Here is a 15,294-nt window from a genome sequence, read left to right as displayed (position 1 = left end):
GTGACAACCTACCGGGCGGGATCGGCGCGGGCAGCGCCGGTCCCGCCTTTCGGTGCGATTATCAGCCTGTTCTGCTGCGAACTGTTGCGAACCTGTCGCAGACGGCCACCGCCGCCCGGCGTACGGCTCAGGCGTCGACGGCCGCGACGTCCAGCCGGGCGAGGCGGGAGACCAGGGCGGTGACCTGTCGGGCGATGTCCGGGGCGTTGAGGCCGATCTCGGCGAGGATCTCGGCCCGCGAGGCGTGGTCCAGGAACTCCTGCGGGATGCCGAAGTCGCGCAGCGGGACGTCCACCTCGGCGTCGCGCAGCGCCTGCGCGATCGCGGCGCCGACACCGCCGACCCGGCCGTTGTCCTCGATGGTGACGACCGCCCGGTGCTCGGCCGCCAGGCCGGGCAGGGCCGCGTCCACCGGCTTGACCCAGCGCGGGTCCACCACGGTGGCGGTGATGCCCTGGGCGGCCAGCAGGTCGGCGACCTCCAGGCCGGTGGTGGCCAGCGCGCCGACCGCGACGATCAGCACGTCGGCACGGCGGCCCTCGGCGGGCTCCCCGGCCTCGCGCAGGACGTCCATGCCGCCGATCCGGCCGACCGCGGGGACGGCCGGGCCGACCGTGCCCTTGGAGTAGCGGACCACGGTCGGGGCGTCGGTGACCTCGACGGCCTCGCGCAGCTGGGCGCGGAGCTGGTCGGCGTCGCGCGGGGCGGCCAGCCGCAGGGTCGGGACGACCTGCAGGATCGACATGTCCCACATGCCGTTGTGCGAGGCGCCGTCGGTGCCGGTGACACCGGCCCGGTCCAGCACGAAGGTGACGCCCAGCTTGTGCAGGGCGACGTCCATCAGGACCTGGTCGAAGGCCCGGTTGAGGAAGGTCGCGTAGACCGCGAAGACCGGGTGCAGCCCGTTGGTGGCCAGGCCGGCCGCGCTGGTCACGGCGTGCTGCTCGGCGATGCCGACGTCGAAGGTCCGCTCCGGGAAGGCCTTGGCGAACGGGGCCAGGCCGACCGGGTGGAGCATCGCGGCGGTGATCGCGACGATGTCCTCGCGCTCGTGGCCGAGCGCGACCATCTCCTCGCCGAAGACGGAGGTCCAGTCCTTGCCTGCGCTCTTGATCGGCAGGCCGGTCTCCGGGTGGATCACGCCGACCGCGTGGAAGCGGTCCTCGTCGTTGTTCTCGGCGGCGTGGTAGCCGCGGCCCTTCTCGGTGAGGCAGTGCACGATCACCGGGCCGCCGAAGCCGCGCGCCTTGGTCAGCGCGGACTCCAGGGCGGTGAGGTCGTGGCCGTCGATGGGGCCGATGTACTTGAGGCCGAGGTCCTCGAACATGCCCTGCGGGGCGATGAAGTCCTTCAGGCCCTTCTTGGCGCCGTGCAGCGTCTCGAAGAGCTGCTGGCCGACCACGGGGGTGCGCTGCAGGGCGTCCTTGCCCCAGGAGAGGAAGCGCTCGTAGCCCTGGGTGGTGCGCAGTGTGGCGAGGTGGTTGGCCATCCCGCCGATGGTCGGCGAGTAGGAGCGCTCGTTGTCGTTGACGACGATGACGAGCGGGCGGTCCTCGGCCTGGGCGTCGGCGATGTTGTTGAGCGCCTCCCAGGCCATGCCGCCGGTGAGCGCGCCGTCGCCGATCACGGCGACGACCGGGCGGTCGTGGTGGCCCTGGAGCTGGTTGGCCTTGGCCAGGCCGTCCGCGTAGGAGAGCACGGTGGAGGCGTGCGAGTTCTCGATCACGTCGTGCTCGGACTCGGCGCGCGACGGGTAGCCGGACAGGCCGCCCTTGGTGCGCAGCTGCGAGAAGTCCTGGCGGCCGGTGAGCAGCTTGTGGACGTAGCTCTGGTGGCCGGTGTCGAAGAGGATGCGGTCACGCGGGGAGTCGAAGACGCGGTGCAGCGCGATGGTCAGCTCCACCACGCCGAGGTTGGGGCCGAGGTGGCCGCCCGTCTTGGAGACCTCGGTCACCAGGAAGGTCCGGATCTCCTGGGCCAGCGCGGCCAGCTGTCCGGGCGTGAGCCGGTCGAGATCGCGCGGTCCCCGAATGCGGGTCAGCAGGGCCACCCGTTCCTCCTCGTTCAAAGTTGCGGACCGCACGCGGTCCGACGGGCGTCGCTGCCCTGTCGCCGGCGCGCTCCGACGGTCTCGGTCGGTGCCGACCGGTCGAGTCTAATGTCCGCTTGGCGGACACCGGGCGGGGCGCCCGGTGCCATCGGCCCGTTACCCCGCCCGGACTGCGACTCACGGTCGGGCGACGGACGCCTGTACGGATCGCCCGATGGCCCCCGACTCGCCCATCTCGCTCATCACCAGGGCGAGCGCGCCGAGCACCTCGGCGCGGCCGCCCAGGGTGCCGGGGACGACGGAGAGCTGGCGGGCGGCGCTGGGGATGGCGTAGCGGGCGACCGAGTCGCGGATCGGCGCGAGCACCAGCTCACCGGCCTCGGCGAGGTCGCCCCCGAGGATGACGCGGCGGGGGTTGAGCAGGTTGCACAGGGTGGCGACGCCGGTGCCGATCTGCCGGCCGGCGTCGGCGATGACCCGGCGGCAGCCGAGGTCGCCCTGGTGGGCCAGCTCGACCACCCGGGGCAGCGTGAGGTCCGGGCCGAGCGTGGTGCTGAGCAGGTTGAGCAGGTAGCGGGAGCCGACGAAGGTCTCCAGGCAGCCGCGGTTGCCGCACCGGCAGACCGGACCGGCCTCGTCCAGCGTGATGTGCCCTATCTCACCGGCGGTGCCGCCCGGGCCGCGGTAGATCTGCCCGTTGACCACCAGGCCGGCGCCGACGCCGCTGGCCACCTTGATGTAGGCGAGGTCGCTCAGGCCGCGCCCGGCGCCCCAGACCAGTTCGCCGAGCGCGCCGAGGTTGGCGTCGTTGTCCACGTGCACCGGCATGCCGAGCCGGGCGGCCAGCTCCCGGCCGGGGGCGATGCCCGTCCAGCCGGGCAGGATCGCGGTGGAGCCGAGCGCGCCGGTCTCCACGTCGATCGGGCCGGGGACGCCGAGGCCGACGCCGATCACCTTGTCGGGGCGGAAGCCGGCCTGCCGGAGCAGCCGGTCGACCAGCGCCTCGGCGCGGTCGAAGCCCTGTGCGGCCGAGACGTCGACGTCGATCGGCTCGCTCTCCTCGGCGAGCACCCGGTGGGCCAGGTTGCCGACGGCGACTCTGAGGTGGGTGTGGCCGAAGTCGATGCCGACCACGATCCCGGCGTCACCGCTGAGCGAGACGCTGCGGGCGCGGCGGCCGCCGGAGGAGGTGTCGGCGACCACGACGGTGCCGCTCTCCTTGAGCTCCCGCACGATGTTGGACACGGTGGCCGCCGAGAGCCCGGTGCCGCGGGCGATCTCGGCCTGGGTCAGCGAGCCGGCCATCCGCACCGCCCGCAGGACCCGTTCGAGATTGGCCCGGTGCAGTGAGGACTGCGAGCCCGGTGTGTCCGTCGACATGATCCACCCTTCCAAGGGCGAGGAAGCCCCTCCGCCGGGTGCTCCCTTCAACTCCTGAAGCCTAGGCCCTGCGCGGCCCGGTGGCGCGTTCCCTGCGAATGATCACGGACCGCACCGCGAACGGCACCGCGGGCCACCGCGGAAGGGGCGGCGCGGGCGGCTCCTCGGCGGGCGAGAGCGCCCAGCTCAGCGGTGCGGCGCGCGCGGTCCGGGGCTCCTGCGGCCGCCCGAAATCGACCCACCCGTACGATGGTGCCCATTCTCAACCGTCCCACCGGCCGCGGACGTGAACCGGCAGGGGGACGCTTCCAGACATGACGGGGCATCACATGGCAGGGGATCACCCTACTCCGGGGACAGGCGAAACGCCCGGCACCGGTCCACAGGACAACCGGGGCGTCTCGCTGGGGCGCAAGCCGGGCGGCGTGGACCCGGCCGCGGTGGCGGACCAGATGACACAGCTCGACGGCGCCCCGGTGCCGGGCCAGGGTGCACCGGCCGCGCCGGGCACGCCTCCGGCCCAGCCGCCCGCGCAGGCGCCCGCACCCGGCAGCGAGTACGCCTACGCGCCCACCGCCGCCGCCTTCCCCGCGCAGAGCGCTCCGCCGCCCCCGCCCGGTGCTCCGGTCGGCCCGACGACGCCCCCGTTCGCCGCCACCAACGCCGGGCAGCAGTACGGATACACCGCCCCGCAGCCCACCAACGGCGCCGGCTACGGGTACCCGCAGCAGGCCCAGCAGCCGCAGCAGGCCGGGTACTACCCCGGCGCGCCGGTGCCGCCGGCGCCCAGGCAGCGCAACCCCGTCATGGTCTGGGGCGGCATCATCGGCGGTGTGCTGGCGATCGCCATCATCGCCGGCCTGGTCGTGCTGTTCACCGGCAACGACCCCAAGAAGAAGGACGACCCGGTCGCGAGCACCGGCGGCACCACGACCGGTGGCACCACCGGCGGCACCGACGACCCGACCGCCTCGGGGAGCACCGGTGGCACGGGCGGGGGCGGCGGCAAGGCCGGCGCCTACAACCTCGCGTGGAGCGCCGCCAAGCCCGCCAACGCCAGCAGCGGCGCGCAGATCCTCGGCATCTGGGGCGCCGAGAAGACCGTCGTCCGGGCCGACACCACCGGCATCCGCGGCCTCGGCTCCGCCGACGGCAAGGAGCTGTGGTCGGTCGCACCGCCGGCCGGCGCCAAGGAGTTCTGCACCGTCTCCTACGGGGTCAACTCCAAGCACATCGCCGCGGTCTCCTTCAACACCGGCGACAGCGACTGCTCCACGGTCGGCGCGGTCGACATCAGCACCGGCAAGCTGCTCTGGTCGACCAAGGTGTCCACCGAGCGGATCTCCTCGCCGACCCTGAGCATCACCGACAAGGTCATCGCGGTCGGCGGCAGCAACGCCGTCGGCGCGGTGAGCGTCGCCGACGGCTCGCCGGTGTGGCAGTTCCAGCCGCGCGACAAGGACTGCAGCATCTACGGCAAGGTGGCCGGCAACCAGATCGCGGTCTCCGACCGCTGCTACGGGAGCAACGCCAACCCGAAGTCGCAGCTGCAGATCGTGGACGCCGAGACCGGCAAGGCCTCCGGCGCGGCGACCCCGCTGGACGGCACCATCGAGCGCGTCGACAAGGTCGTGTCGGACCAGCCGCTGGTGCTGCTGATGACCGGCAACTCCAGCGGCGACTACCTGCTGCCGTTCGACAAGTCCAACAAGCCGATGGCCAAGATGTCGGTCAAGGAGCCCGGTGCGGACAGCCTGCGGCTCTCCGGCCAGGCGGACGCGTTCACCCAGAACGTGGTCAGCGGCACGACGCTGTACGTCCAGGTCAACCCGAGCAAGCCGGCTGTCAACGCCTACGACCTGACGACCGGCAAGCGGCTCTGGTCGTCCACCGGCGGCACCAACGAGGGCATCCGGCTGGTCTCCGGCACCGACAAGGACGGCAGGGTCCGCGCGCTGCTGGACATGGGCTACGGCAAGGACGCCAAGCTGGTGACGCTCTCGCCCACCGACGGCGCACCGAGCGACCTCGGGGTCATCAGCGTGCCCAAGGGCACCTACACCAGCTACAGCACCAGCGAGTACGTGCTGCAGTCGGACGGCTCGCTGTACGGCTTCTCGCGCGGCGCGGGCTCCGACGCCCCGGTGGTCAAGTACGCGAAGAAGTGACGTACCCGGCGCGGTAGGCGCCGACCCCCTGTCGCGGCGGGGTGGGACCGGCTCGGAGCCGGTCCCACCCCGCCGCGATTATTCGCCGGGCCCGTTCGTTGGGCATGGGAGGATGCGGAACACCAGCCCGACGAAGGAGTCCTGCGAGTGCCCGGCACCAACCTGACCCGTGAGGAGGCCCGGACCCGGGCCGAGCTCCTGCACGTGGACGCGTACGACATCGAGCTCGACCTGAGCACCGCCCGTGAGGGCGGCACCTTCCGGTCCACCACCGTGGTCCGGTTCACTGCGCGCACCCCCGGTGCGGCCAGCTTCATCGACCTCGTCGCGCCGAGCGTCGAGGAGATCACGCTCAACGGCGAGCGGCTCGACAACGCGAACTTCGCCGACAGCCGGATCGCGCTGCCGGGCCTGCGGGCCGAGAACGAGCTGCGGGTCGTCGCCAACTGCGCGTACACCAACACCGGTGAGGGCCTGCACCGGTTCGTCGACCCGGTCGACGGCGAGACCTACCTGTACAGCCAGTTCGAGGTGCCGGACGCCCGCCGGGTCTTCGCCTCCTTCGAACAGCCCGACCTCAAGGCCGCGTTCGCCTTCACGGTGACGGCCCCCACCGGCTGGGTCGTGGTCTCCAACTCCCCCACCCCGACCCCGGTCGGCGAAGGGGACACCCAGGTCTGGACGTTCGAGCCGACCGGCCGGATCTCCACCTACATCACCGCGCTGGTCGCCGGCCCGTACGTGGGCGTCTTCGACGCCTACGAGAACGGCTCGCAGAAGGTGCCTCTGGGCGTCTACTGCCGCCCCTCGCTGCGCGAGTTCCTGGACGCCGACGCGATCTTCGCCGTCACCAAGCAGGGTTTCGACTACTTCCAGGAGAAGTTCGACTACCCGTACCCGTTCGCCAAGTACGACCAGCTGTTCGTCCCGGAGTTCAACGCCGGTGCGATGGAGAACGCGGGCGCCGTCACCCTGCGCGACCAGTACGTGTTCCGGTCCAAGGTGACCGACGCCGCGTACGAGTCGCGGGCCGCGACGATCCTGCACGAGCTGGCCCACATGTGGTTCGGCGACCTGGTCACCATGGAGTGGTGGAACGACCTCTGGCTGAACGAGTCCTTCGCGACCTTCGCCGAGGCCGTCTGCCAGGCCGAGGCCCCGGGTTCGAAGTGGCCGCACTCCTGGACCACCTTCGCCAACCAGATGAAGACCTGGGCGTACCGGCAGGACCAGCTGCCGTCCACCCACCCGATCATGGCCGAGATCAACGACCTCGAAGACGTCATGGTCAACTTCGACGGCATCACCTACGCCAAGGGCGCCTCGGTGCTCAAGCAGCTGGTGGCGTACGTCGGCCAGGACGCCTTCTTCAAGGGCGTGCAGGCCTACTTCAAGCGCCACGCGTGGGGCAACACCCGGCTCACCGACCTGCTCGGCGCGCTGGAGGAGACCAGCGGACGCGACCTCAAGTCCTGGTCCAAGGCCTGGCTGGAGACGGCCGGGATCAACATCCTGCGCCCGGCGCTCACCCTGAACGGCGACGGCGACATCGAGTCCTTCGCCGTCCTCCAGGAGGCCCCCGCGCTGCCCGCCGGCGCCAAGGGCGAGGCCGTCCTGCGCCCGCACCGGATCGCCATCGGCGTGTACGAGCTGGCCGACGGCGCCCTGGTGCGCACCGACCGGATCGAGCTGGACGTCGACGGCCCGCGCACCGAGGTCCCGCAGCTGGTCGGCCGGCACCGCCCGGCCGTCATCCTGCTCAACGACGACGACCTGTCCTACGCCAAGGTCCGTCTGGACGAGGACTCGCTGGCCGTCGTCACCGAGCACCTCGGCGGCTTCACCGACTCGCTGCCGCGCGCCCTGTGCTGGGCCTCCGCCTGGGACATGACCCGCGACGGCGAGCTGGCCGCCCGCGACTACCTGGCGCTGGCCCTCTCCGGCCTCGGCCGGGAGTCCGACATCGGCGTGGTGCAGTCCGTGCAGCGCCAGGTCAAGCTGGCGCTGGACGCCTACGCCGACCCGGCCTGGCGCGAGCAGGGCCTCGCCCGCTGGGCCGAGGCCGCCGAGCAGGAGCTGCGCGCCGCGCAGCCCGGCAGCGACCACCAGCTGGCCTGGGCCCGTGCGCTGGCCTCCGTCGCCCGCACCGACGGGCAGCTCGGCCTGCTCGCCGGACTGCTGGACGGCACGGCCAAGCTGGAGGGCCTGGCCGTGGACACCGAGCTGCGCTGGACGCTGCTCGGCCGCCTCGCCGCCACCGGCCGCGCGGACGACCGGGAGATCGAGGCCGAGCTGGCCCGGGACAACACGGCGGCCGGCCAGGAGCACGCGGCCACCTGCCGCGCCGCCCGGCCGAGCGCCGAGGCCAAGGCGAGCGCCTGGGCCTCCGTGGTGGAGTCGGACACGCTCACCAACTACGTCCAGGACGCGGTGATCGCCGGCTTCCAGCAGTCCGACCAGCGCGAGCTGCTGGCGCCGTACACCGCGAAGTACTTCGCGGCCGTCAAGGACGTCTGGGAGACCCGCAGCCACGAGATCTCGCAGCAGATCATCGTCGGCCTGTACCCGGCGCTCCAGGTCGAGCAGGCCACCCTGGACGCCACCGACGCCTGGCTGGCCTCGGCCGAGCCGGCTCCGGCACTGCGCCGGCAGGTCGTCGAGGCGCGGGCCGGCGTCGAGCGCGCCCTGAAGGCCCAGGCGGCCGACCGGGCGGCCGGCGCGCGGGCGCTGGGCCACTGACCCGACCGCGCCGGGTGGAGGTCCTCGGACCTCCACCCGGCGCGGGCCGGGGCCGTGCCGCCCCGGAGAACGCCCGAGGGGGCACCGGATGCGCTCCGGTGCCCCCTCGGGGTCGTACGGGTCCTGGTGGAAGGCCCCCGGTTACTTCTTCCTGCCCTTGCCGTCGCCGTACGGCAGCGCGGCGAGAGCACCGATGATCACGAAGGCCGCGATCGGGAGCAGCACGTACAGGCCGAGGGTCTGGGCGACGGTCAGGCCGGTACCCGGGTCGTCGCCGTCGTCCCGGGTGAGGGCCATGGCGGGCGACGACAGCAGCATCATCAGCGTGACCGTTGCGCTGACCGCGCCGGCTCGCAAAGCGTTCCTCTTGTCCACGTTGTTCAACTTACCCGCCTCTTACGCGGCCCCGCGCGGCGGGGTCGGCCTTTCGGGCCTGCCTCCTTCGGGCTGCCCGGCGTCCTCGGACTGTTCGCGCAGCACCTCGGCCAGCGACCGGGCCGCCGGTACCGCGGCCAGCGCGTCCAGCGTCACCGGATGGCCCTCGGCGTCGGCCACCGGCAGGCGCCAGTTCGGGTACTGGTCCCACGTCCCGGGCAGGTTCTGCGGGCGCGGGTCCCCCACCAGATCCGGCAGCCAGACGCCGACCAGCCGGGCCGGGGTGGCCGCCAGGAAGCGGTACAGCGCCCGCGCCGACAGCGGCTCGTCCGGCGCCAGCAGACCCAGCCGGGCCAGCTCCGCCCGCCAGTCGGCCAGCTCGGCCGCCGCCTCCGCCTGCTCCTCGCCCAGCGCGCGGGCCAGCAGGCCCAGCCGGTGGCGCAGCTCGACGTGCTCGCCGGACAGCCGGGCCGCGGTGCTCGGCAGGTCATGGGTGGTCAGGGTGGCCAGACTGCCCGGCCGCCAGCGCTCCGGAGCCAGGATCTCGCCCTTGGCCTGCCAGTCCCGCTCGAACCAGAGCACCGAGGTGCCGAGGATGCCGCGCGCGGCCAGCTCCTCCCGTACGCCCGGCTCGACCGTGCCGAGGTCCTCGCCGATCACGGTGGTGCCCGCCCGGTGCGCCTCCAGGGCGAGCACCCCGAGCATCGCCTCGGCGTCGTAGCGGACGTACGCGCCCTCGGTCGGCGGGTGTCCGGCCGGCACCCACCAGAGCCGGAACAGGCCCATCACGTGGTCGATCCGGACCGCCCCGGCATGCCGGGCGGCGGAGCGCAGCAGCTCCGCGTACGGGGCGTAGCCGCCCGCGGCCAGCGCGTCCGGGCGCCAGGGCGGCAGGCCCCAGTCCTGGCCGTGCGCGTTGAAGGCGTCCGGCGGGGCGCCCACCGAGATGCCGGTGGCCAGCACGTCCTGCAGCGCCCAGGCGTCGGCGCCGTCCGGGTGGGCGCCGACGGCGAGGTCGTGGATCAGGCCGACGGCCATGCCGGCGCCGTCCGCCGCCTGCCGGGCGTGGGCGAGCTGGTCGTCGAGCTGCCAGGCCAGCCAGCGGTGGAGGTCGACCCGCTCCACCAGCTCCTCGGCGGCGAGCGTGACGTGCGGGCTGTCGGGGTGGCGCAGGCCCTTGGGCCAGGCGTGCCAGTCGGCGCCGTGCACCTCGGCGAGCGCGTTCCAGAGCGCGTGGCGCTCCAGCCACCCGCCCTCGCGCTGCAGGAACGCCCGGTAGGCCGCCTCCCGGCCGGCCCCGCGCGGCACCTCGTACAGCAGCTCCAGCGCCTTGCGCTTGAGCGCCCAGACGGCGTCGCGGTCGATCAGGCCGTCGTGGCTCAGCACCTCGTCGCGCAGCCGGGCCGCGCGCCGGCCCAGCTCCTCGGCCTCGGCGCGCTGCTCGCCCGTCAGGTAGCCGTACTCGGGCACCGCCTCGATCCGCAGGTGCACCGGGTCGGCGAAGCGGCGGGAGGACGGCCGGTACGGGGACGGGTCGGAGGGCGCCCCGGGCAGGCCGGCGTGCAGCGGGTTGATCTGGACGAAGCCCGCGCCGAGGCCGGCCCCGGCCCACTGGGCGAGCTCCGCGAGGTCGCCCAGGTCGCCCATCCCCCAGGAGCGCTCGGACAGGACGGAGTACAGCTGCGCCAGGAAGCCCCAGCTGCGGCCGGTCGGCTGCGGCAGCCGGTCGGGGGCGACGACCAGGTGGGCGTGCTGCTCCTGCCCGCCGGCCACCGCCTTCAGGGTGTGCCGCCCGAGCGGGAGGTCCGCCGGCAGCCAGTGCGAGTGCCCGCGCGGCAGCTCCCAGACCCCGCCGCCCTCCAGCTCGACGCTGAGCCGGGCGTCCGCCGGGACGTTCAGCGCGGTGCGCCGGCCCGCCCGCACGACCACGGTCGGCGGCAGCAACCGGGCCCGCTGCCCGGCCCGGTGACGCTCCAGCGCCTCCCGCACCGCCTCCGGTGTCCCCGCCTCGACCCCGAGCGCGGCCAGCACCGCCACCAGCGTCCGGGCCCCCACCGGCACCGGACCACTGCCCGGGTCGTAACTGCTCTCCACCCCGTACGCCTGTGCCAGCGCCACCAGCTCCGCCGGAGGCGGCGGCGCATCCTGCGCCGGCACCTGTCGGCTGTCGGCTCCGTCACGATCGAGGTAAGCGGCCACTCGCGGCTCCTGCGGCTCTCGGCAACGCCCAACGGGACAGCCACAGTCCTACCCGCGTAACGCCCCGGTGACCCGGCGCGACACACGGTGCGATACCCGGTGCGGGGCCGGGGCGGCGGCCCGGGGCCGACGGGTAAGGGGTGCCGAAAGAGCTTCGTGGACGGCCCAAGCAGTGATCAATTCGGACAAACCATCCATACCAGTCGGCGGCGTTGACACCGGCTGGGCCAACTGGTGGGCTTTGGCGCGATGTGGTCCCAGCCTGGCGAGGAGGCTCCTGTGCAAGCCCGAGTGTCCATCGCAGCCGGACGGCGGCTGAGGCAGCAGTTGGAACAGAGCCCTGCGCTGCGGGACGTGCTGCAGCACCCGGCGGCGCTGGCCGCGCGGCGGGCCACGGCGCGGACGTGCCGTCAGTTGGCGCCCAGGGCGGCGGACCGGCTGATCGCCGATCTCAAGGGGACGGAGCCGCTGCTCGCCTCGGTGCGGGCCGAGCGGGCCGGTGGCGGGCGGGCCGGGGCGCCGAGCCGGCGGACGCTGCAGATCGCGGCGACGCTGTCGGCGGCGGCCGTGGTCGGCGGGCTGCTGGCGGTCGCGCCGGCGTCGGGCGCGTACGCGTACAGCCCGGGGCCGGACGTGGTGAGCAGTGCGCCGCAGACCCCGCTGGGCAGTGTGAGCAACCCCCAGGTGTTCCCGCGGCCGCAGGAGCAGAGCGTGGCGGGCAAGCCGGTGGCCGTGCCGGCCGCGGTGACGCTGGTGACCGCGCCGAAGGCCGACCACGGTGCGGTGGACGCCGTCCGCGAGGTGCTGGGCATCGCCGGGGCGACCTCGGTGACGCCGCAGGAGGACGCCGGGGCCCCGGCCGCCGGGTCGCTGGTGGTGTACGTCGGCGGGCCCGCCGAGGACGCCGGCGGCGAGGTGGACCGGGTGCTGCGGGAGCTGACCGCGGCGGCCGGGGGCAAGGAGGGCTCGGCGCCCTCGCCCGGCGGGCTGGCGGCCGGCGGGTACGTGCTGTCGGCCGGTCAGCTGCCCGCCCAGGGCGGCGGCACCTACGGCGCGGTGGTGCTGGCCGGCACCGACGCGGCCGGGACGTTCTACGCGGCGCAGAGCCTGCGTCAGCTGCTCGCGGCCGTGCCGGCCGGGCAGGGGCAGGCGCCGGGCGCGGCGGGCCTCGGCCTGCCGGGGATCACCCTGCGGGACTGGCCCTCCGGTGCGCCGGTGCGCGGCACCGCCGAGGCGTTCTACGGCACGCCGTGGAGCCAGCAGCAGCGCCTCGACCAGATCGACTTCCTCGGCCGCTCCAAGCAGAACTTCTACCTCTACGCCCCGGGTGACGACGCGTACCGGCTCTCCCGCTGGCGCGACGCCTACCCGCAGGAGCGTGCCGAGGAGCTGCGCGCGCTGGCCGCCCGGGCCGCGCAGAACCACGTCACCCTCGGGTACGCGATCGACCCCGGCCAGTCGTTCTGCTACAGCTCCGGCAAGGACGCCGACGCGCTGGTGGCCAAGCTGGACGGGCTGCGCAAGCTCGGCTTCACCGCGTTCCAGCTGCAGTTCCTGGACGTCTCCTACGACGAGTGGCACTGCGGCGACGACCGGTCCCGGTACGGCACCGGTCCGGCCGCCGCCGCCAAGGCGCAGGCCGAGCTGATCGCCAAGGTGCAGGACCGGCTGATCGCGCGCAACAGCTGGCTGGCGCCGCTGTCCGTCGTCCCGACCGAGTACCACCAGCAGGGCGCCACGCCGTACCGCAAGGCGCTGGCGGCGGCGCTGCCGAGCGGGGTGCAGGTCGCCTGGAGCGGGGTCGGGGTGATCCCGGAGAAGATCACCGGCGCTCAGGCCGCGGACACCGGCGCCCTCTACGGCCACCCGCTGGTCACCATGGACAACTACCCGGTCAACGACTCCAGCCCGGACCGGCTCTTCCTCGGCGCCTACACCGGGCGCGACACCGAGGTGGCGACCAAGTCCGCCGTCATGCTCACCGGCGCGATGCAGCAGCCGGTGGCCTCCCGGATCGCGCTCGCCACGGCCGGCGACTTCGCCTGGAACCCCGGCGGCTACAAGCCCGAGGAGTCCTGGCAGGCCGCGCTGCGCTCGCTGGCCGGGCCGACCGGCGCCACCGCCACGCCCGTCGGCGAGGTGCTCGGCGCCGTCACCGCGCTGGCCGGCAACAGCTCCTCCTCGCCGCTGTCCAAGCAGGAGTCCGGCTACCTCGCCCCGCTGCTGGAGCGGTTCTGGGCCACCGCCGAGCCGAACGCCGGCACCGCCCCGGACGTCACCAAGCTGATAGAGGCGGCCGCCCCGCTGCGGGACGCCTTCACCGCGATGGCCGGCGCCCAGCGGACCTTGTCCGCCTCCCAGGCCACCGCCCAGCTGGCCGCCGAGTCCGGGCCCTGGCTGGCCCCGCTGCACGACTACGGCCTGGCCGGCCAGGCGGCGCTGGACATGCTGCTCGCCCAGCGCGGCGGCGACGGCGCGACCGCCTGGAAGGCCCGGGTCGAGCTGAACCGGCTGCGCGAGCAGCTCGGCGGGAGCCCGGCGACGATCGGCGCCGGAGTGCTCGGCCCGTTCCTGGAGCGCGCCGTACGCGCCGCCGACAACTGGGCCGGCGTGGTCGGCGGCGGCATCACCCCGACCACCACCCTGGGCACCGCCCACGACCACCTGCCCGCGCTGATGACCGACGGCGTCGCCGAGACCTTCTACTGGAGCGCGGGGCCCGCGCAGCCCGGCGACTCGATCGGCCTGGACCTCGGCGGCGGCCGCCCGGTCGGCAGCGTCACCGTGCTGATGGGCTCGTGGGGCGGCGGCCCGGACGGCCCGAGCGCGGTGGACGACTACATCCGCGACGGGGTGCTGGAGTACTCGACCGGCGAGGGCGGCTGGAAGCAGCTCGCCCAGGTGAAGAACCAGAAGAGCGTCACCGCGCAGCTGCCCGCCGGGGTGGTCGTCCGGGCCGTGCGGCTGCGCGCCACCGCCGCCCAGAAGACCGCGGTCGCGGTGCGCGAGTTCAGCATCACCGCGCCGGACGAGGCCCCGGCCAGCGTCACCGGCGGACCGGCCGCACTGCCCGGCTCGGCCGCCGACGCCGTGCTGGACGGCAACCCGGACACCGCCTACCGGGCGGCCACCGCGCCGACCGCCACGGACGAGCCGCTCACCGTCGAACTGGGCGCGGCCCGTCCGCTGGACCGCCTCACCGTGCTCACCGACCCGGGCGTGCGGGCCAGCGCCACCGTCTCGCTGCGCCACCCGGACGGCAGCTGGAGCGAGATCGGCACCATCCAGCCGGGCTACAACGAGCTGGCGGCCGGCGGTCAGGTCGCCGACGCGTTCCGGCTGGCCTGGAAGCCGGGCGGCGACCCGCCGGTGGTCAACCAGGTGATCCCCTGGTACGCCGACGTCCCCGCGGCCCGGCTCAGCCTCTCCGACGCCGCACTGGACGTGGTGACCGGCGCGGCCGCCCCCGCGCAGACCCGCGCGATCGTCGAGGCGGGCCGCCCGGAGGGCGCCGCCGGCGAGCTGCGCACCGAGGTGCCGGTCGTGGCCAAGGGCCTGACCGTCGCCCCGGCGGCCGGGGTGAGCGTGCCGCGCGGCGGCCGGGTGGGTGTCCCGCTGCTGGTCACGGCCACCCCGGAGACGCCCTCCGGGACGTACCAGGTGCCGGTGCTGTTCGTGGCCGGCCCCACCACCGTGCGCCAGGTGCTCCAGGTGCACGTGGTGCCGCCGACCGGCGGGGCGGACCTGGCGCCCACCGCGCAGGCCACCTCCTCGGGCGACGAGACGGCGTCCTTCCCCGCCTCCGCGGTGGCCGACGGCGACCCGAAGAGCCGCTGGTCCTCACCGGCCAAGGACGACGCCTGGGTGCAGCTGGAGCTGCCGAAGGCCACCCACCTGGGCTCGGCGGTACTGCACTGGCAGGCCGCGTACGCCTCCGCGTACAGGATCCAGTCCTCGGCGGACGGCGTCAGCTGGACGACGGTGGCCACCGTGGACGACGGCAAGGGCGGCAACGAGACGGTCCGCTTCGACGCGCCGGACACGAGGTTCCTGCGGGTGCAGGGCGTGGCCCGGGCCACCAAGTACGGCTACTCGCTGTGGGGCGTCGAGCTGTTCGCCGTCACCCCGGCGGCCACCGCGCCGCCGGTCACCACCCCGCCCGTGACCACTCCGCCGGTCGCACCGCCGGTCACGGCGCCGACCGGCCAGCCGACCCCGCCGCCGGCCGCCACGGCACCGCCGGTCGCGCCCACGACGGCGCCCGGCGCACCGCCGGCCAAGCCGTAGGGGCCGGGCGCAGGCGCAGGGCGGTCAGACGGCGGGCCGCCGCGCTCCCCGGTTGCGGGGTGCGCGGCGGCCCATGAGGCGTACCGGAAGCTGTGA

At 74.3% G+C, this 15,294-nt stretch carries 7 protein-coding genes; 3 read left to right on the top strand and 4 right to left on the bottom strand.

What is annotated here, in order from left to right; genetic code table 11:
* Positions 1 to 127: 127 nt before the first annotated feature.
* Together dxs and ACGFZP_RS22575 are read right to left on the bottom strand one after the other, a co-directional pair.
* On the bottom strand, positions 128 to 2,050 hold the full coding sequence (gene dxs, locus ACGFZP_RS22580) for a 1-deoxy-D-xylulose-5-phosphate synthase (RefSeq protein WP_392935779.1): 1,923 nt from the start codon (positions 2,048 to 2,050) through the stop codon (positions 128 to 130).
* 177 nt (positions 2,051 to 2,227) lie between these two features.
* Positions 2,228 to 3,430 (bottom strand): ROK family protein, encoded by a 1,203-nt coding sequence (locus tag ACGFZP_RS22575; protein ID WP_392935777.1) that lies wholly within the window; start codon positions 3,428 to 3,430, stop codon positions 2,228 to 2,230.
* Between the two features lie 452 nt (positions 3,431 to 3,882).
* Between ACGFZP_RS22575 and ACGFZP_RS22570 the strand changes: the two genes are divergently transcribed.
* Positions 3,883 to 5,598 (top strand): PQQ-binding-like beta-propeller repeat protein, encoded by a 1,716-nt coding sequence (locus tag ACGFZP_RS22570; RefSeq protein WP_392935774.1) that lies wholly within the window; start codon positions 3,883 to 3,885, stop codon positions 5,596 to 5,598.
* A gap of 147 nt (positions 5,599 to 5,745) precedes the next feature.
* The gene (pepN, locus tag ACGFZP_RS22565; RefSeq protein WP_392935771.1) at positions 5,746 to 8,337 is read left to right on the top strand and encodes an aminopeptidase N; all 2,592 of its coding nucleotides are present in this window, start codon (positions 5,746 to 5,748) and stop codon (positions 8,335 to 8,337) included.
* Positions 8,338 to 8,478: 141 nt separating this feature from the next.
* Here the strand turns inward: pepN and ACGFZP_RS22560 are convergent, their stop codons facing one another.
* Positions 8,479 to 8,712, bottom strand: a complete 234-nt coding sequence (locus ACGFZP_RS22560) for a hypothetical protein (protein ID WP_392935769.1) — start codon at positions 8,710 to 8,712, stop codon at positions 8,479 to 8,481.
* 21 nt (positions 8,713 to 8,733) lie between these two features.
* Entirely contained in the window at positions 8,734 to 10,869 is a 2,136-nt protein-coding gene (gene malQ, locus ACGFZP_RS22555; protein ID WP_392936323.1) for a 4-alpha-glucanotransferase, read from the bottom strand.
* A 321-nt stretch (positions 10,870 to 11,190) separates the two neighbouring features.
* Here malQ and ACGFZP_RS22550 point away from each other — a divergent pair, with 321 nt between their 5' ends.
* On the top strand, positions 11,191 to 15,198 hold the full coding sequence (locus ACGFZP_RS22550) for a beta-N-acetylglucosaminidase domain-containing protein (RefSeq protein WP_392935768.1): 4,008 nt from the start codon (positions 11,191 to 11,193) through the stop codon (positions 15,196 to 15,198).
* The last annotated feature ends 96 nt before the right edge of the window (positions 15,199 to 15,294 follow it).

The organism is Kitasatospora sp. NPDC048239 (assembly GCF_043202015.1).
Classification (GTDB): domain Bacteria; phylum Actinomycetota; class Actinomycetes; order Streptomycetales; family Streptomycetaceae; genus Kitasatospora.
Note: the sequence above shows the minus strand (reverse complement) of the source record. Positions and strands in the feature narration are given on the sequence as shown.

Coding starts and splice junctions, on each gene's coding strand:
- ACGFZP_RS22575 (WP_392935777.1), bottom strand. CDS start 3,430: ATGTCGACGGACACACCGGGCTCGCAGTCCTCACTGCACCGGGCCAAT.
- ACGFZP_RS22570 (WP_392935774.1), top strand. CDS start 3,883: ATGACACAGCTCGACGGCGCCCCGGTGCCGGGCCAGGGTGCACCGGCC.